This window comes from Murdochiella massiliensis (assembly GCF_900059565.1).
In the GTDB taxonomy this organism is placed as follows: domain Bacteria; phylum Bacillota; class Clostridia; order Tissierellales; family Peptoniphilaceae; genus Murdochiella; species Murdochiella massiliensis.
In genome coordinates this window covers 19,355-37,936 of sequence record NZ_FIZW01000001.1, presented here as the reverse complement: position 1 = coordinate 37,936, position 18,582 = coordinate 19,355, and the positions used below count along the sequence as shown (strand labels likewise).

General features: G+C 48.7%; 19 protein-coding genes and 1 other annotated feature. All 19 genes read right to left on the bottom strand.

Going from position 1 to position 18,582, the window contains the following annotated elements; translation table 11 throughout:
* Positions 1 to 24: 24 nt before the first annotated feature.
* Positions 25 to 1,302, bottom strand: coding sequence for a dicarboxylate/amino acid:cation symporter (locus BN3910_RS00195; protein WP_197457207.1), 1,278 nt, complete (start codon positions 1,300 to 1,302; stop codon positions 25 to 27).
* A gap of 269 nt (positions 1,303 to 1,571) precedes the next feature.
* Positions 1,572 to 2,846, bottom strand: a complete 1,275-nt coding sequence (locus BN3910_RS00190) for an ATP-binding protein (RefSeq protein ID WP_066922982.1) — start codon at positions 2,844 to 2,846, stop codon at positions 1,572 to 1,574.
* Between the two features lie 300 nt (positions 2,847 to 3,146).
* On the bottom strand, positions 3,147 to 4,481 hold the full coding sequence (locus tag BN3910_RS00185) for a GntP family permease (RefSeq protein ID WP_066922978.1): 1,335 nt from the start codon (positions 4,479 to 4,481) through the stop codon (positions 3,147 to 3,149).
* Positions 4,482 to 4,538: 57 nt separating this feature from the next.
* A complete protein-coding gene (gene ilvC / locus BN3910_RS00180; protein ID WP_066922975.1) occupies positions 4,539 to 5,525 on the bottom strand; it encodes a ketol-acid reductoisomerase in 987 nt (328 codons plus the stop codon).
* Positions 5,526 to 5,535: 10 nt separating this feature from the next.
* The gene (locus BN3910_RS00175; RefSeq protein WP_148417302.1) at positions 5,536 to 6,786 is read right to left on the bottom strand and encodes a glycerate kinase type-2 family protein; all 1,251 of its coding nucleotides are present in this window, start codon (positions 6,784 to 6,786) and stop codon (positions 5,536 to 5,538) included.
* 217 nt (positions 6,787 to 7,003) lie between these two features.
* Entirely contained in the window at positions 7,004 to 8,146 is a 1,143-nt protein-coding gene (locus tag BN3910_RS00170; RefSeq protein WP_066922972.1) for a CdaR family transcriptional regulator, read from the bottom strand.
* 158 nt (positions 8,147 to 8,304) lie between these two features.
* A complete protein-coding gene (locus tag BN3910_RS00165) occupies positions 8,305 to 9,324 on the bottom strand; it encodes an electron transfer flavoprotein subunit alpha/FixB family protein (protein ID WP_066922969.1) in 1,020 nt (339 codons plus the stop codon).
* A 12-nt stretch (positions 9,325 to 9,336) separates the two neighbouring features.
* The gene (locus BN3910_RS00160) at positions 9,337 to 10,122 is read right to left on the bottom strand and encodes an electron transfer flavoprotein subunit beta/FixA family protein (protein WP_066922966.1); all 786 of its coding nucleotides are present in this window, start codon (positions 10,120 to 10,122) and stop codon (positions 9,337 to 9,339) included.
* Positions 10,123 to 10,130: 8 nt separating this feature from the next.
* Positions 10,131 to 11,270, bottom strand: coding sequence for an acyl-CoA dehydrogenase (locus BN3910_RS00155; protein ID WP_187367668.1), 1,140 nt, complete (start codon positions 11,268 to 11,270; stop codon positions 10,131 to 10,133).
* A 121-nt stretch (positions 11,271 to 11,391) separates the two neighbouring features.
* Positions 11,392 to 12,171 (bottom strand): enoyl-CoA hydratase-related protein, encoded by a 780-nt coding sequence (locus tag BN3910_RS00150; RefSeq protein WP_066922959.1) that lies wholly within the window; start codon positions 12,169 to 12,171, stop codon positions 11,392 to 11,394.
* Positions 12,172 to 12,173: 2 nt separating this feature from the next.
* Positions 12,174 to 13,361, bottom strand: coding sequence for an acetyl-CoA C-acetyltransferase (locus tag BN3910_RS00145; RefSeq protein WP_066922956.1), 1,188 nt, complete (start codon positions 13,359 to 13,361; stop codon positions 12,174 to 12,176).
* Between the two features lie 229 nt (positions 13,362 to 13,590).
* Positions 13,591 to 14,943 carry an acetyl-CoA hydrolase/transferase family protein gene (locus BN3910_RS00140; protein WP_066922953.1) on the bottom strand — a complete coding sequence of 451 codons (1,353 nt, stop codon included), beginning with the start codon at positions 14,941 to 14,943 and terminating at the stop codon, positions 13,591 to 13,593.
* 240 nt (positions 14,944 to 15,183) lie between these two features.
* Positions 15,184 to 15,570: a 50S ribosomal protein L7/L12 gene (gene rplL, locus BN3910_RS00135; RefSeq protein WP_066922950.1), complete on the bottom strand. Its 387-nt coding sequence runs from the start codon at positions 15,568 to 15,570 to the stop codon at positions 15,184 to 15,186.
* 49 nt (positions 15,571 to 15,619) lie between these two features.
* The gene (gene rplJ, locus BN3910_RS00130; protein WP_066922948.1) at positions 15,620 to 16,156 is read right to left on the bottom strand and encodes a 50S ribosomal protein L10; all 537 of its coding nucleotides are present in this window, start codon (positions 16,154 to 16,156) and stop codon (positions 15,620 to 15,622) included.
* A gap of 17 nt (positions 16,157 to 16,173) precedes the next feature.
* Positions 16,174 to 16,312, bottom strand: a sequence feature (ribosomal protein L10 leader region).
* A gap of 27 nt (positions 16,313 to 16,339) precedes the next feature.
* Positions 16,340 to 17,044, bottom strand: coding sequence for a 50S ribosomal protein L1 (rplA, locus tag BN3910_RS00125; RefSeq protein WP_066922944.1), 705 nt, complete (start codon positions 17,042 to 17,044; stop codon positions 16,340 to 16,342).
* A gap of 45 nt (positions 17,045 to 17,089) precedes the next feature.
* Positions 17,090 to 17,515 (bottom strand): 50S ribosomal protein L11, encoded by a 426-nt coding sequence (gene rplK, locus BN3910_RS00120; RefSeq protein WP_066922941.1) that lies wholly within the window; start codon positions 17,513 to 17,515, stop codon positions 17,090 to 17,092.
* Positions 17,516 to 17,590: 75 nt separating this feature from the next.
* Complete coding sequence (gene nusG / locus BN3910_RS00115; RefSeq protein WP_231862171.1) at positions 17,591 to 18,133, bottom strand: transcription termination/antitermination protein NusG; 543 nt, start codon at positions 18,131 to 18,133, stop codon at positions 17,591 to 17,593.
* 17 nt (positions 18,134 to 18,150) lie between these two features.
* Positions 18,151 to 18,336, bottom strand: coding sequence for a preprotein translocase subunit SecE (gene secE / locus BN3910_RS00110; protein WP_066922935.1), 186 nt, complete (start codon positions 18,334 to 18,336; stop codon positions 18,151 to 18,153).
* Positions 18,337 to 18,345: 9 nt separating this feature from the next.
* Positions 18,346 to 18,495: a 50S ribosomal protein L33 gene (rpmG, locus tag BN3910_RS00105; protein ID WP_066922933.1), complete on the bottom strand. Its 150-nt coding sequence runs from the start codon at positions 18,493 to 18,495 to the stop codon at positions 18,346 to 18,348.
* Positions 18,496 to 18,582 lie beyond the last annotated feature (87 nt).

The following is an 18,582-nucleotide window of genomic DNA, read 5'->3' as shown; positions in this document are numbered from 1 at the left end:
TGTTTCATCACGTACAAACAAGGTTTATTTTCTGGCAATTAATGCTGCATCATTAAATACGTCATGATCCAAAGCATTTTCCATTTCCGAAATACATACCGTCGCGACCAGATCTCCAACGGAGTTCGTCGCCGTGTGAATCTGATCAACAATACGATAGATGCCGGCAACCAAAGCATAGCCTTCTAAAGGCAATCCCATTTGCGTCATTAGAGTAAGACTAATAACAAGACCAATCTGTGGGGTTGCAGCACACCCTACGCTCAAAAACGTCGCCTGAATGCATAGGAGAACTTGCTGCTGTACGCTCAATTCCACACCAAACAATTGAGCGGAAAATAAAATCACCACAGCAAAATAACCGCATGTCCCATTCATTTGTGCTGTTGCTCCAAGCGGTAAAACAAAACTGGATATATCCTTTGGCGCACCCATTTTATTTGGAGCGATATCCATAGATATAGGAAGAGCGGCAGAGGATGTACAAGTACTAAACGCGACAATCCAAGACTCTAACGCTTTCCGCCAAAACATGATTGGACTTACCTTTCCGAACAGACGGAGTAACAAACTGTATAGAACCAGACTCACCGTGATTGCTGTCAGATAATCGGTAACAATGAATTTTAATACCGGGCCAAAAATGGCAACACCATAAGTCGCCATCGTCACCGACATCAAGCCGAAGACGCCAACAGGAATGATCTGGATGATGACATCCACAATCTTGAACATCACTTTAGAAAGGCTTGAGATAACGTTTGCCAGTGGTTCAGCAGTGGAACCAATGGCAATAATAGAGAAACCAACAAATAGCGCGAAAACAATAATGGGCATCATATCTCCGTTAGATAGAGCGGCAAATGGATTCGAAGGAAATAAATCCAATAGCGTCTGATAAACCCCTGGCAATTCCTTTGTCGTAATATCTGCTGCTGCTTCACCAAGCTGTATCCCTTTCCCCGGCTGAATAAGATTAACAAAGATTAATCCGATCATCGCGGAGAGCATTCCGGTAGCCAAAAACCACAAAACCGTTTTTACGCCTACGCTACGCAGTTTCCTGGTATCTCCCAACGATAGGGCAGCATCGATGATGCTGAAGAATACCAGAGGTACAACGACCATCCTGATGAGTCGAATAAATACGTCACCAAGGAACTGTAAGAACGGCAGAATATGGTCATTGATTATCGGTTGATTTACACCACCTAAAAAATTTAGAATATAACCAACAATAATCCCTGCAAACAGCGCGATGAAAATCTTAACATAAAGTGGTAATTTCTTCTTTTCCTTCATTCTCCTTCCTCCTTCCCGTGTCTTCCAACTTGTACAAGTTAAGATGAGTATAATTTTCATAAAATCCGACAGGCAACAGAGAGAATGAAATCGAATATCCCATAATATATGGTTATATGATTGAAAAAGAGCGGATATAATGACAGTATAGATGCATAAATATAGCAGAAATTAAGTATTATAAAAAATAAAAAGGGACGTATTTCACTATCTTCTTCCCATAAATGAAAAAGGCCTCCCGCCGATTTGTGGTCAGAAGGCCTTCCTGGTTAATTCTTCAAACACCCTAACGGCACGACATACACGCCGTCTTTACGTCGGTAAGCATAGTCACCGACGCCAATGAGCACCATACAAAACGTGGGTGCTTTCATTTTTTCTGTATCGATTTTCGAGCTGAGTTTCAGCAGACTTTCCGCTCCTTGTTCAATAAGGTGATCTCCCCCGAGTTTGATTTCAATAAGGCCATATGAGCCATCACGAAGATGAACCACAGCGTCACATTCCAGATCATCCTTATCACGATAGTGAAAAACATCTCCATGGAGGGCGTTCGCAAAGACACGTAAATCACGAACACACAGCGTTTCAAATAAAAGGCCAAACGTATTCAAATCCGCAAGCAAGTCTTTCGGCCCAATGCCAAGAGCCGCAACAGCGATGGAAGGATCGACGTAATAACGCGTATCCGACGAACGAATCGCTGTTTTCGAACGCAAGTTAGGATTCCAAGCCGCCATATCCTCAACGACAAAAATTTTTCGCAAGGCATCTAAATACGTCGCGACCGTCCTTTCATCAATAGGGTTCTCTCCTTTCGTCGAAACATCTTGAGCCAATCGCGTGTTAGGTATTTGTGATCCCTGATTTCGCGCATACGATCGCATAAGACGCCTCACGCGTTCCGTATTTTTCTGTATCGCATCGGCCCGATGAATGTCTGAGCGGACAACCGCATCGTAATAATCTATCGCCTGATCCAGAGCAAGATCCTCTCTCATGTCCACTGCCTGTGGCCATCCTCCTCGGCAAACAAGAAAAGCAAGACGGTCTAAATTGAGAGTGGATTCCCCATCAATGGATTTCGGGGCTTCAAAAAGTTCACCCAGACTCACATCGCCCGTTGCATCGCCAGATTCATAAAGGCTCATCGTTCGCATCGTAAGCCAAGCAAATCGTCCGGTTCCCGAATGCATGATTTTTTCTGTATCAACCGGTACGGTGGATCCGGTAAGGATAAATTGGCCAAGATCTTGACGGTGATCTACTTCATAACGAATGGCATCCCATAATTTCGGTGCCAGCTGCCACTCGTCGATCAAGCGCGGAGTTCTCCCTTTTAATAGCCGTTGCGGATTGATTTGCGCCATCACCTGGTTTTGCTCCATGCGACTCGGATCATCCATATAAAGAACGCTCTTCGACACTTGTTCAGCAGTTGTTGTCTTGCCACACCATTTCGGTCCTTCAATCAGTATGGCCCCTTTTCCCTCTAATTTTCTCGCTAAGAGGGCATCCGCCACTCGCCTGCGATACACGGTCATTTTCGCCACCTCGCAATCCGTCTTTCTGTTCTTTATTATATTGAAATTTGGTCATTTTTCAACTAAATTGCCATGATCGGCTGAATTCTATTGCTACGATTGGCGGAAATTTATTATCATTGTTGGTGGAATTCTATTGCTACGATTGACGGAATTTATTACCACAATTAGCAAATGTCGATCAATATAAAAAGCCACACAATTTTATAAAATACGGAAAGCATAGCAATCACAAAAAAGAAAGTCAAAGCAATATTGCTTCGACTTTCTTTTTAAATAATCGTTCGCCAGCATTTCCTTTTATGCAATAACAGCAGCAACAATGACCACAGCCATTGTCACGACCGCAAGGAATACACCGGCTATAGTGTATGATTTCAAGCCACCTTTAACCGTATAGCCGGACATATTCGTCACGACCCAGAATCCGCTGTCATTGATATGACCGATGCTGATACCGCCGGCAAGACAAGCCAAGGCGATAAAAACGGGATGTAATGTCGTCATCGCAGTAAAACCGGCCATGATGTTCATCGTAGTAATGGAAGCCACCGTTCCGGAACCTAAGGCGATACGGAACAGAACTGCCAGACCAAAGGCAAAGAGCACGAGAGCGAGAGGAGATGCACTGGTGCTGCTAAAGGACTGCGCAACTTCATCAGCAAAGCCGGTAGCGCTGATCACCGCACCAAACGAACCGCCTGCGCCGGTGATCAAGAGGACAATTCCGCTATCGCCGACTGCCGAATTTACAATACTTTCCATATCCTTGCCGAGCGCTTTTGCAGAAACGATATAAGCTGCAATCGTTCCTAACAGCATGGCAATAATACGGTTGCTGATAAAGTCAATGAACGTAGATTCAACTCCCATGGCTTTGGTCACGGTACTAAGCAAAATACAAATTACCGGTAAAACCAGCGGAATGAGCGCTGCAAAAAACGACGGAGCATGTTCAGGAATCGGATGACTGTCTTCCACTTCCAGAAGGCCCGTTTCATCCGTTTCCGGTTTCCAGAAACCGCGATCCAACATCATAAAATAGACCTTCCAGCCGATAAGGCAGGCCAAGAGACAGACACCAGCGCCGGCTGCGAGCATGATTCCAAGGTCAAATTGCAGTATGCTTGCCGCTGCTAACGGGTTTGGCGTTGGCGGCACAAGCGTGTGCGCACCGGCAGCACCAATGGTTACCGCACCAATCGCATAAGGGAGCGGCTTTTTAATCGACTTGGAAAGTTCCACGGCCAACGGAATAAGAATGATGAACGTGATGTCGAAAAAGACGGGAATCGAAAGCAAAAATGCGGCAAATCCCAGCGCATAAAGCGCATACTTCTCACCCGTCGCACGCACTAAGGTGTCTGCTATAACACGCGCACCTCCACTGGCTTCCAGCAATTTTCCGAGGATACATCCCAAACCGATGGGAATTCCGATGCCAGCCATCAGATTACCGAACCCCGTTCCCATACTTTCCGCTACCTCGACCATGGGAAGGCCGCAGCCTATGCCCATGATCAAGCTGCCCAAAAGCAGGCCGATAGTCGGATTTAATTTCAGTTTAATGATCGAGAAGAGTATGACCGCGATGGAAATCGCAAGCCATATGATTACTAACGCGATGCGTGGCATACGCCGCTCCTTTCCATTGTCATTTCGGACGATCGCGAAATGCTACAGACGCTTTGCTTATTTCAAAACGTCCAGTACGCGCTCCTCCGCTTCGGAAAGAGGACTGTGCATAGCCTGGTCCGAGAGCTTCTTGAAGTTTTCCAAATGATTTTCTTTTTGTTCTTTATCCCAAACCTGCGAGAATTCGCCACTGCGAATACGATCATAACGTTCCGCTAAAAATTCACGAATCGTCGTCGGATCATAGACTTCATAGCTGGAAAGCTGACCGTATTGACTTGTATGTGAATGGAACGGCAACTGTTTGAACATTCCCATTTCAGCAGCTTTTTCCATCATATACATCGGTTCTTTGGACATATATGCTTCCATCAGCACCGCTTCCTCAGGATGACCCTTGGCAACGTGCAGTTTGAATGCTTCGTCAAATACATGATAAATAATCGGCCAAATGCCTTGTTCTGTCATCAGATCCAACATGGTCTCATCGATGAAATCCACTTCGATCGCACCTTTTTTCGTCGCACCGATAGCTTTGCAAAGCGCTTTTCCGTATTCCAACGCCTTTCCGGAAGCATCCTGTGCAACACCGACAAAAGCAGGGGAGCCCTCTCCGCGTAAATAAAGCTGACGTACGCCGTCACCGATCATACGCGGTGCAGCCATAACCACGTCCACATAGGAAGGCGGAACGATATGTTTAAAAGTGATATTATAGGCTGAAGCAAAATTGACAATGTCTCCCTCGTGTAAACCCGGAGCAATTTGTTCCGTAAAGATTTCCGGCGCTACTTCATCCGGCAAAAGCATGAAAATGATGTCCGCTTTCTCACTAGCTTCCGCAATGGAATAGACCGGAAAGCCATCTTCATTCGCGGTGTCAAAAGAATCGTCATGGCGACTGCCCACGATAATGTGTTTCAATCCTGAATCACGCATATTTAATGCCTGTGCACGCCCCTGATTGCCATAACCTAAAATGGCTACCGTTTTATCGATAATCAGATCCAAATTCGCATCCTTGTCATAATAAATGTTTGTCATGTTTTCCTCCTTATTGGTTGGGATAAATCAATACACCGCTTAAATCGTTCACATTTGTGCCCGTAGATCCGGTTTTGATCAGCTGGTTGATCTTCGATAGTGCTGTATATGTGTCGTTTTCTTTGAGGACATCGCGATAGACAAGGCCGTTTGCGCGCAGCTTGTTCATCGTTTCGCCGGTAACGTATCCTCCGGCAGCATCAGTAGGTCCATCTGTGCCGTCGCTACCCACGCTAAATACGCACACATTATCCAATCCCTCAATTAACCTTGCTGCGCCAAAAACCAATTCCTGATTTCGACCTCCTTTCCCCTTTCCTTGTAAGTACACCACCGTTTCTCCTCCAAACAGGAAAGCGAGCGGTTTTTCGGTATGCTGAAACGTTTGAGCAATCGAAGCGATGAAAGCCCCCGCTTCGCGTGCTTCACAGGAGAGAAAAGTACTGAGAATTTGCGTTTGAAATCCGCGCTCTTGTAAAGATTTCGCTGCTGCCTGGCAGAGTTCGGAAACGCTACCGGAAATAACCGTGGTAATATTGTCCAGCGTAGACACCGCTTCTTGACGACAGAGCTCTTTCGCCTTGGAAGACAAAGTCAAAGGATACTTGGCCAAAATCTCCTCCACCTCTGCAACGGTAGAAACATCCGGCACCGTCGGTCCGGAGGCAATCATATCGGGATTATCCCCCAAAACATCGCTTAAAAGAATGTTATAAACTTTTGCCGGCGCACAATGTCTCGCAAATCGGCCACCTTTCACATCAGATAGACGCTTGCGGATGGTATTGATTTCAACAATATCGGCACCACAACCCAGTAACTGGTTCGTAATCTCTTTGAGCTCTTCCAAAGGAACCAAAGGTAATTCAAAGAGTGCAGACCCACCGCCGGATACAAGGAAAACAACCAAATCATCCTTATTGAGCGGTGTTACCAAATCAATGGCCTCTTTGGTTGCGCGAATAGTGTTTTCGTCGAGAATCGGATGCCCCGCCTCAAAGCACCGAATACCAGGAAGTTTCCCTTCAACATGGCGATACTTGGTGATGACAATGCCGTCATCAAAGGACACTCCGGTATCGATAGCAGCTTTTGCCATTTGATAAGCGGCTTTTCCGACAGCAATGAGAATACGTTTTCCTTTTTGCGACGGCAGATTGACTATTTCTCTTCGTACCGCAGCATCCGGCAAACAGGATTGTATAGCCTCATGCACTACTCCCGTGATAGTATTCCGCAGAGCAAATTCCTTTTCGTTCATGCTTCCTCCTTGTGATTGCCATTATTGTATCGACTTTATTAGTAAAGAAATATAGTACGCATCATATATTTAAACGTTTCTTTATGGTATGTAGAACAATTCTTCTGTGCGGTAGAGTTTTTTCATGAAAGGAAGCGCACCTTTTTCTCTTCGTTTGCCATAATGAATTGTCCGTGCAACAGTTCACATATACGCTGCACATCGCTATCGTCAAATCTTAATGAAAGTATTTTGTATAAAGTTCTTTGGCAATATAAAAATGCGCAGCTCCCGTCGGACGACGTATGTCCATGCCCGTCTGTAAAGCCAGCTTTTTCAGGCGATATTGTAGGGTGTTTTTGTGAATAAAACTTTCTTCGGCCATCTTAGTAATGGCTCCTCCATATTGAAAATAAAGGGCGATCAGCATCATCCACTCACGCCATTTCTGCGTGTCTTTCGTGCGAAAGAGTTTATGTAAATAATTTCCGGCTTGCACAGCAGAAACCTCGTTGAGCACCAATTCCAAAGATAGTTCACCATATCCTAAAATCGGTCGATCAAGGGTGCAGCAGGCCAACGCCTGCTTTGCTTCCTGATACGCATCTTGAATGCGTAGTGTACCCTTTTCATCACTGTCATAGGCAACAAAAAGTTCCTGATGAAACAAATGACGAATCTGGCGCTGCCAGAGATGGATACGGTCCAGGAGAAGATCGTCCGGGACAGCCGGAACAAAGCAATATTGGTCTATCGCCTGATGATAATAAACAGTGCCTTTGCTTCCCTTAAGTTGTGTACGAATAAAGTGATCCATTTTCCCCATACTTCGCTGTCCTTCCAGTGTGTGATTTAATTCTTCCGCCTGCTGATAACGAATGACAAAACAGCGACGCGGAAGGCGAACATCCATACCCAGTACTTTTCCTCGTTCTACCAGCGAAGCGTTATTCAACACCTCTTCCGTGCGAAGCCATTCATCCACAAAACGATAAACAATACGACGATTTAAAACCCCTGTGTTTTGTCTTAGGCTTTCCTCTAAGAGTACCTCTGTCATACGGCGCACAATTTTCCCAAATTGTTGCACTTCTTCTCTTGGTCCGGTGATACCGATAACTCCAACAATATTTTTTTGATAATGAATGGCGAGGTTGGTGCCTATGCGTGTTGTTTCGGTTGCATCATCTTCTTCAATAGGAAGTTCTTCAATACCTTCCCGTAAAATGCGTAACGCTCCTTCATGTTTCATCCCGATGCGTTTTTGATCCGTGCTGGCAATAATCACACCATGTTCATCCATTAAATTAATGTGATAGTCCATCTCCGAGCCAATTTCATGCACAACTGCTTGTGCAATTTCCTGTGTAATCAAACTCATAATTCTATTCCCTTCTTTTATTTCGAACGAAATATCTCCATACACCGTATCAAAATTTAGACGCTCTCGAAAGAAATAAAGCAAAAAAACCCTGCGCACCGATCGGCGTGCAGGGTTTCGTTTACAAAAGGCCATATCTCGATGACCTTTTTTGTTTGTTATTGCTGCGCGTTCTTCGCGCGGTCTTCTTTGACCTTCTCGGTCAGCTTCGGCACAATCTGGAAGAGATCGCCGACGATGCCGACGTCCGCCACGTTGAAGATCGGGGCGCCCGAATCTTTATTGATGGCGATGATGTAATCGGATTCTTCCATACCGGCCAAATGCTGGATCGCACCGGAGATGCCGCAAGCGATGTAAAGCGTCGGGCGGACGGTCTTTCCGGTCTGTCCAACCTGGATTTCCTTCGGCGTCCAACCGGCATCAACCGCAGCACGGGAGCTCGATACTTCGCCGCCGAGGGCATCCGCCAGATCCTGCAGAATTTTGAAGTTCTCCGGGCCGCCGACGCCACGACCGCCGGAAACCAGGATTTTGGCTTCCTGAATATCCACTTTCTTGTGGATGGCTTTTACGACGTCTTCGATCTCGACAAAGCAGTTGTTTTTCTCGATCGGCTTTGTGTAAGCAATGATCTCGCCCTTGCGGTTGTGATCGCGAATTTCCTTGACCATAACGCCCGGACGAACCGTCGCCATCTGCGGACGATGGTTGGAGCAAAGAATCGTCGCCATGAGGTTGCCGCCGAACGCCGGACGGGTCATGCGCAATTCTTTGTTTTCCGGGTCGATTTCCAGTTTCGTGCAGTCTGCCGTAAGACCGGTATGAATACGTCCGGCAAGACGCGGACCAAGGTCACGGCCGATGGCGGTTGCGCCGACCAGCATCGCTTCCGGTTTGTATTCGTTAATGATGTTCGCCAGCACCTGTGTGTAGGGCTCTGTGCGATAGTATTTGAGTTCTGGATCATCCGCAACGATAACGCGATCCGCGCCATATTCGATGAGCGTCTTGGCTAAATCCGCCATATTTTCCCCGACGAGAACGGCTGTAACGTTGGTGTTCAGATCTTTGGCCAATTCACGACCTTTGCCGATCAGTTCCAACGAAACATTGGTCAATTTGCCTTCCACCTGCTCGGCGAAGGTCATGACCCCTTTATAATCCTGTAAATTCATCCCTGACCTCCCTTACAGTACGTACTTGTCATGCAGACGGTCCATAATGAACTGGACCGATTCATCGACACCTTTTTCAATCTTCATGCCCGGCGCCTTAACCGGCTTCGGGAAAGACTGTGCCACGCGCGTCGGCGAACCGGCAAGACCGATGTTGGAATCGTCTACGGGTACGTCCTCACGGGTCCAGCGCGTGATTTCATAGTTGTCGAACGAATCGAAAATGGCACCCGGCGTCATATAACGCGGGGAGACCGCTTCCTGCAAAGCCGTCACGAGGCAGGGCATCTTGGCACGAACCATGTGGTAACCGTCATCGTATTGACGCTGAACGAGAACACTGTCTCCATCCACTTCCAGGCTTGCCGCGTAGGAGATGTTGGGGATACCGAGATGTTCGGACATTTCCGGACCAACCTGCGCCGTATCGCCGTCGATCGCCTGACGACCGCAGATAATCAGGTCGTAGTCAATTTTGGAAACGGCGGCAGCAATTGTCGAAGACGTTGCCCACGTATCGGCACCGCCAAATGCACGGTCGGTAACGAGATAGGCATCATCCGCGCCCATGGCGAGCGCTTCGTGCAGAATGGCTTCCGCTTGCGGCGGTCCCATAGAAATGACGTCAATGTGCGCATCCGGCGTTTTGTCCTTAATGGAAAGCGCAAATTCGAGCGCTGCTTTATCGTCCGGATTCATGATCGAGGGAACGCCATCGCGAATAAGGGTGCCCTTTACCGGATCGATGCGCACCTCATTGGTGTCCGGCACTTGTTTAATGCAAACTACAATTTTCATGATTCCTCCTATTTCAACAGGTCGCCACCGACCACCATGAGCATAACTTCCGAAGTGCCTTCGTAAATCTCCGTGATCTTGGCATCACGCATCATGCGTTCCACATCGTAATCCACCATGTAGCCGTAGCCGCCGAGCAACTGTACTGCGCGGTTGGCAACCCAGGAAGCCGTACGTGCCGCCTTCAGTTTTGCGGTAGCCGCTTCCACGCTGTAGCGTTTCTGCGTATCTTTCGCCATAGCTGCGCGATATACAAGCATACGGGCAGCCTGCACTTCAATTTCCATCTCCGCCAGTTTGAACTGTGTGTTCTGGAATTTGGCAAGCGGACGTCCGAACTGTTTACGCTCTTTGACGTACTCTTTCGCAACATCCAAGGCACCCTGTGCAATACCCAATGCCTGTGCGGCGATACCGATACGACCGCCGTCCAAGGTACCCATGGCAATGCCGAAGCCCTTGCCTTCTTTACCGACCAGGTTTTCCTTAGGTACGCGTACGTTATTGAAAATCAACTCGCGCGTGGAGGAGGCGTGAATACCCATCTTGTCTTCAGCAATACCGAAGGAGAAGCCTTCCATGCCTTTTTCCAGAATGAAGCAGGAAATGCCGTGGTTGCCCTTGGTGCGGTCTGTCATAGCAAAAATGCAGTAAACATCGGCATAACCGGCGTTTGTGATGAAAATTTTGGAACCGTTGATGACGTATTCGTCACCATCCAACACGGCGGTCGTCTGTTGGCCGGCTGCATCCGTACCGGCTTCCGGTTCGGTCAGACCGAAGGCACCAAGCTTCTCACCTTTTGCCAGCGGAATAAGATATTTCTGTTTTTGTTCTTCGGAGCCGAATTTTTCGATCAAGCTCGCGCAAAGCGAGGTATGTGCCGAAACGATAACACCCGTTGACGCGCAAAGACGAGACAATTCTTCGACACACAAAACGTATGTAAGCGTATCACAGCCCTGTCCACCGTACTCCTTCGCAAAGGGGATTCCTAAAAATCCGTATTTTGCCATCTTTGCAACCGTTTCTTCCGGGAAACGATGCTCTTTATCGATTTCCTGGGCAAGCGGCTTCACCTCTGCCAGAGAAAAGTCACGAAACAGCTGTTGCGCCATCTTGTGCTTTTCACTTAACGTAAAATCCATTCTTTCCTCCTCCATGTGTCGGGTTCTTGCTTTCCCCACGGAAAGCACGCCAATCCTGTTAAATTTTTATCCCATAAGCTCAAGAGGAAGAGACCCGAAGACGGGTCTCTTCGTCTTACGCCTATTGATTGGTGAAATGTTTTTCTTTTCGCTTTTCCAAAAAAGCGGTCATGCCCTCTACTTGATCGCGTGTGCTGAAGCAGTGTGCAAAGGCGTCCACCTCTTTTTTCAAGCCTTCTTCCAGCGGAAGATCCATTCCCTGCTGCAAAACTTCTTTTGCTTTCCGAACGGCAATGGGCGCGTTTTGGGCAATCGCCTTCGCCAATTTTTCTGCTGCCACCATCAGTTCCTCCTGAGGGAAGACTGCACTGACCAAGCCGATGCGTAGAGCCTCTTCGGCGTTGATGTTTCGAGCGCCCAAGATCATTTCATTGGCGATCGATCGTGAACCGATGAGACGGGTGAGACGCTGTGTGCCGCCAAATCCGGGCGTAATGCCGAGGCCGACTTCCGGTTGTCCGAAAACGGCGTTTTCGGAAGCGTAGCGAATGTCACAACTCATCGCCAGTTCATTTCCGCCACCTAACGCATAACCGTTGACCGCAGCAATTACCGGAATAGGTAACGTCTCTATTTTTCGCATGACGCGATGCCCCAGTTCCGCATAGGCTTTTGCTTCATCTTCCTGCAAATCCTTCATCTGCGCGATGTCGGCGCCGGCAACAAATGCCTTGTCGCCCGCACCGGTTAAAATTACCACGCGCACCTGGTCAAGGTCAATCGCATCAATTGCGTTTTCTAAATCCTTCAATTCGGCACTGTTTAAGGCATTCAGTGCCTCCGGCCGATGTAACGTGAGAATCTCAATCGTGCCTTTGCACTCACGTTCAACAATCTCCATAATTATTTCACTTTCTTGACAACAGCTGCACAGCCCATGCCACCGCCGATGCAAAGTGTCGCCAGACCCAAATCCGCTTCGTCACGGCGCAGCATCTCATAGATGAGTGTCGTCAAAATACGAGCGCCCGAGCAACCGACGGGATGACCCAGAGCAATAGCGCCGCCATTGACGTTCACTTTCTCTTCGTCCAGTTTCAGTTCCTTTACGACCGCAACGGACTGCGCTGCAAAGGCTTCATTGGATTCAACCAGATCAAAGTCTGTCGGTTTCAAATCCAGGCGTTTGCAGATCTTCTTGGTCGCTTCAATGGGACCGACACCCATGATTTCGGGTTCGACACCGGCGAGGGTTCCGCCCAGCCATTCCACTTGCGGTTTTAACCCCAATTCCTTCATTTTCTCTTCGGAAACAAGCACCATCGCCGAAGCACCGTTGTTGATACCTGAGCTGTTTCCGGCCGTCACAATGCCGTCCTTCTTAAAGGCCGGACGCAGTTTCGCCAAAATCTCCGGCGTCTGTCCATCACGGATGCCTTCATCCGTATCAAAGGTGATCGTTTCTTTCTTGAGTTTGATTTCCATCGGAACAATCTCATCCTTGAAACGACCGGCGTTGCGCGCGGCTTCTGCGCGGTTCTGGCTTCTTGCCGAGAAGGCATCCAATTCCTCACGCGTAATGCCGTATTTTTCCGCTACGTTTTCGGCTGTAATGCCCATATGGAAATCATTAAAGGCGTCCCACAACGCATCGTTGACCATGGTATCCACGATCGTAGCGTTGTTCATGCGATAGCCGAAACGGCCCTTCATCATGGCATACGGTGCCATCGCCATATTCTCTGTACCGCCGGCGATCACGATGTCCGCCTCTCCCGTTTGGATTAAACGGGCAGCCGTATTGACGGCTTCCAAACCGGAACCGCAAACGACGTTGAGCGTAACAGCGGGTGTCTCAACGGGAAGTCCTGAATTCAGGGCAACCTGTCTTGCCACGTTCTGCCCCTGACCGGCCTGCAGAACGTTACCCATGTAAACAAAATCGACCTGCTCCGGTTTTACGCCGGCGCGTTTCATTGCTTCCCGAACGACAACCTCGCCCAGTTTAACTGCCGATGTGTCCTTCAAGACACCGGCCATGGTTCCGATTGCTGTACGCGTAGCGCCTGTGATAAATACTTTGCGTGTCATGCTTCCCCCTTCACTCTCGTTTGAATGTTCTTCCTTTTCTTTGCAAATGGGCTCCAAAGCAGACGACCCACGGGTTATCATGCCTACCTTTTATTTTATCGCTTTCCTATATGTTGTCAAATCATTCACAATGGCATAACAGGCAACGTCGACCGTTGCTGCAAGGCATTACAGCCATCTTCGGCGATTGCTGAAGACGGCCTTTTTCCTTGCGTTTTCAGCCATGCACTCAACGTTTGTTGCTGTTGCGCCAAATGTGTAGACGCTCCGCTTCCTGAATCAGCTCGTCGCGCATATCCGGATGGGCAATGCTGATCAATGCTTCGGCGCGCTGCCACGTGGCCTTTCCTTTCAGGTTGACAATGCCGTATTCTGTGGCCACATAGTGTGTGGTTGTACGCGGATCCGTCACAATTGTTCCGGGGCTTAATGTCGGAACGATACGGCTCTGCATTTTGCCCTGTTTGTCGGTGCGTGAAGACTGGAAGGCCGTAATGGATTTTCCGCCTTTAGACATATACGCGCCCATAACGAAGTCCAGCTGTCCGCCCGTTCCGGAAATCTGATGAAAACCGCCCGATTCCGCGTTGACCTGACCGAAAAGATCAATCTCCACGCAGTTATTGATGGCAATGAAGTTGTCCATTTGGGAAACCACATACGGATCGTTGACATAGTCGACCGGTGCTGTCGCCAGAACCTGATTATGATCCATCCAGTCATACAGTTCCTGGGAGCCCAGGGAGAACGAAAAGACCTGTTTCCCGCGATGCAATTCTTTCTGCATACCGGTTACGACGCCGGATTTTGTCATGGCCATCATGGAATCGACGTACATTTCGGAGTGAATGCCGATGTCCTTTAAATCGGATTCGGCAATTTTATAGCCCAATGCATTCGGCATTCCGCCGATACCCAGCTGCAAGGTTGCGCCGTCTACGATTTCCTTAATCAGCATATCGGCAATCTTTTCATCGGTTGCATCCGGTTTAATCGTCGGGATGGTATCAATCGGTTCATCCGATTCCACCACGGCGTGAACTTCAGTGATATTGATGTAGTCGTCGCTTAATCCATAGACCACCGGCATATTCTTATTAGCTTCTACAATGACATATTTTGCGCGCTTAATTGCTTCCCTCGTGGAAGCAATGCACGGCCCGAGGTTGAAGTTTCCATTTTGATCCATGCCGCACGTCTGAATAAAGAGCACATCTACGGTCTCGACATCATCCGAACGGCGATACATCTCCGGCTGCTCGGCATAGCGCATTGGCACAAAGAACGCGCGCGCTTCTTTTGCCATTCGGCGATCCTGCCCCTGCATGAACCAGCTGTTCCAGACAAACACATCCCGATTCAGGCGCTTGTTGGCTTCCAAAATCTGAATGGGATGGTAAATCAGATAACCGCGTACAAATACTTCATTGAGTTCTTCCGCACGTTTGGCAAGCGCTTTATCCAACAGGTTCGGCACAGAAAGGGCATGGGCATAATCCAGCCACATACCGTCCTTGACAATTTTGACCGCCTCCTCAGGCGTGGTCAACTTCTCCTCATATTGCTTGCGATAATCGATCATACGTTCTCCTTCCCTCCGTCTTCATCGGAAACGTTGTCCCGAAAAACGTTATCCTCATAAACCATTTTGTATTTACCCTTTCGCGTACTTTCCACACCCTAAACGTCGCCAATAGCAGATAAAAATCCTCGACTTTTGTACGCTCGGCTGCACGTCTTGCACATAAAAATAGAGGTTGTGTCGAACACACATAGCGTTCGAGCACAACCTCTAAGAAAAACAATGTTTTTACTAAACTTCTTACTTAACCTCGACTTCAGCGCCGGCTTCTTCCAGCTTCGCTTTGATCGATTCCGCCTCATCCTTGGAGACTTTCTCTTTAAGCGGCTTCGGTGCTTCATCAACGAGCGCTTTCGCTTCTTTCAGGCCGAGACCCGAAATTTCTTTGACGACTTTGATGACGTTGATCTTCGAAGAGCCTGCGCTCTTCAGGATGACGTCAAATTCCGTCTGTTCCGCTTCCGCAGCACCGGCGGCAGCACCGGCAGCCGGCGCAGCAACGGCAGCAACCGGATCAGCGGCGGATACGCCGAATTCCTCTTCCAGCGTGGAAACCAATTCCGACAATTCCAGAACGGTCAATTCTTTTACTTGATCAACTAATGCAGTAACTTTCTCAGATGCCATGGTATTCCTCCTAATGGTCTAACAATAGGTTGCCGATAACGCTAAGCGATTAAGCGGCTTCTTCTTTTTTCTCTTTGATTGCATTGAACGCATAAACCGCTTTGCGCAGGACGCCCTGAGAGGCATTGGCGAGACCGGAAATGGGGCCTTGCAGACCGCGCAAAACCATGCTGAGCAACACTTCTTTCGCCGGCAGTTTCGAGAGTGCGACCATTTCTTCGCTGCTCATCGCATGGCCATCCATGTATCCGCCGAGGATCTGAAACTTCTCTTTGTTGTCTTGGGCAAACTTGGCCGCGATTTTCGGGCCGTCCACCATCTCTTTATTGGAGAAGATAAACGCATTCGGACCGTTCAGCAGATCATCCAGCTCGGTTACGCCCATATCATTGAACGCACGACGCACCATGGTATTTTTGTATACCTTGTACACTACGTCTTCCGCACGGAATTGATTACGCAACTCCGTGATGCTCTCAACCGTAATGCCTTTGTACGCCACAATCGTTACCGACTGCGCCTGCTCAATCGCCGATTTAATTTCGTCGACCACCGCTTGCTTTTTCTGCAGTGTCTGTTCTTTCATTCGTTTCACCTCCTTCGGCTACAAATTGAAAATCTCCCGGCACGACACACCGGGAGAGGAAAAACATATCATTCCCACCTCGACAGGAAATTAAGCCGGAAACATCACGCGACATTTCATGGCACCTGTGGTCTTCGGTAGCCGAATAGTAGATTAGCACAGGTTGTGCTTATTGGCAAGCTATTACTTTCCCAATTCCATCAACGCCGTGGTCTCCAGCGCAATACCGGGACCCATCGTGTTGGCAACTGTGACGGATTTGAGGTACTTGCCTTTTGCGGACGCCGGCTTCGCCTTAACGATCGCCGACATAACCGCCTTCAGGTTTTCGCTGATCTGTTGTGCATCAAACGAAGCCTTGCCGATAAGCACGTGAACGATGTTCTGCTTATCGGTACGATATTCAACTTTACCGGCTTTCACGTCTTTTACAGCCTGCGCCACATCCATCGTGACCGTGCCGGCCTTCGGGTTCGGCATTAAGCCGCGGGGACCGAGAACACGACCGATGCGACCAACCTGTCCCATCATATCCGGAGTAGCGATGGCGACGTCGAAATCCATCCAGTTTTCTTTTTGTACCTTCTCCACCAGGTCTTCTCCGGCGAAATCAGCGCCGGCGGCAATCGCCTCATCCGCCTTAGCGCCTTTTGCAAAGACGGCGACACGCACCGCTTTACCGGTGCCGTTCGGCAAAGCAACGGTACCGCGAACCTGTTGATCGGCATGACGGGAGTCAACACCCAAACGAGCATGCAACTCGATGGTCTCGTCAAACTTAGCCGTTGCCGTCTTCTTTAACAACTCGGATGCTTCATCAATGGAATAGGTCTTCGTCGCATCGATGAGCTTTGCTGCTTCGATATATTTTTTGCCTCTCTTCGGCATAAGATCCTCCTTGTGGTACGAGCGGAAATTCCTCCCACTGCTCCATTATTCCTCGACGGTAATCCCCATCGAACGCGCTGTTCCGGCAACCATGCTCATCGCTGCTTCCAAAGAAGCCGCGTTCAGATCCGGCTCCTTGAGCTCCGCGATCTTCTGTAACTGCGCTTTGGTAATCTTGCCGACTTTTTTCTTGTTGGGTTCACCCGAAGCAGCCTGCAGACCCAGTTCTTTCTTAATCAGAACCGCGGCCGGCGGTGTTTTGGTGATAAAGGTGAAGGAACGATCCTGATAGACCGTCATCACCACCGGGATAATCAAGCCTTGCTTATCCGCGGTTTGCGCATTAAATGCCTTGACAAATTCCATAATGTTGACGCCGTGAGGACCAAGCGCGGTACCGACCGGCGGTGCCGGGGGTGCTGCGCCGGCAGGAATTTGCAATTTGACAATCGCACTTACTTTTTTAGCCATAGTATCCTCCTGGGATTTCTATCGTGGTCAAAGCGGGGATATCCCCCTTCCACTAACGACTATTGCACCGACACGCTACAGCGTCTCGATGTCGTCATAGGACAACTCGACGGATGTTTCACGCCCGAACATATTGATGAGCGCTTTAATCGTCTGTTTATCCGGTTGCACTTCTTCGACTTCTGCGGAAAAACCGGCAAAAGGGCCGAAAATAATTTCGATCGCATCGCCTGGGGCAACGTGAATCTCACGTTGTGCCATCTGCTCGCGTACGCCAAACTGTGCGACTTCGCGCGCGGTGAGCGGAATGGGATCCGATCCGGGGCCGACAAACCCCGTAACGCCATTGGTATTGCGGATCAGGAACCAGGACTTCGGGGTGATGTTCATCTTCACCAGCACATAGCCCGGCAGAATTTTACGTTCCTTAATCACGCGTTCGTTATTACGAACCTCTGTGTACTTTTCCATCGGAACGCGCACGTCAAATACATCTTTATCCTGCTCGTTCTCGATAATCATTTCGATCTTATCTTTTACTTTGTTTTCGTATCCGGAATACGTATGAATGACATACCATTTTCCTTCCAGGGTGTCTTTTTCCTGTTCCGACATCATTTCCCCCATTCTACGAATCAAATGACAAGACCGACCAACCAACCATAAATCAGATCAAGTATCCAACCGAACGTTGCAACCACTGCGGCAATCACCAGCACGATAGTGGTGTACTGAACGACTTCCGAACTCGTGGGCCACTGGATCTTACGCATTTCCGCGCGCATACCGTCAATGCGGCTCGGCGCCTTCTTCTCTGCCATAGATCCTCCTTACTTCGTTTCGCGATGCAGGGTATGCTTCTTGCAGAACGGGCAGTACTTGTTCAGCTCAATACGCTCCGTGTTGTTCTTCTTGTTTTTGGTGGTATCGTAGTTTCTGTTCTTGCAAACGGTGCAAGCTAATTTCACTTTATCAGCCATTGTTTCCTCCTACTCCCAAAATCGTATCCCTCCTTCGCCTGCCAACGGAGGACACCTGTCGGTGCTTTTTTGCGCACTCAAAAAAGC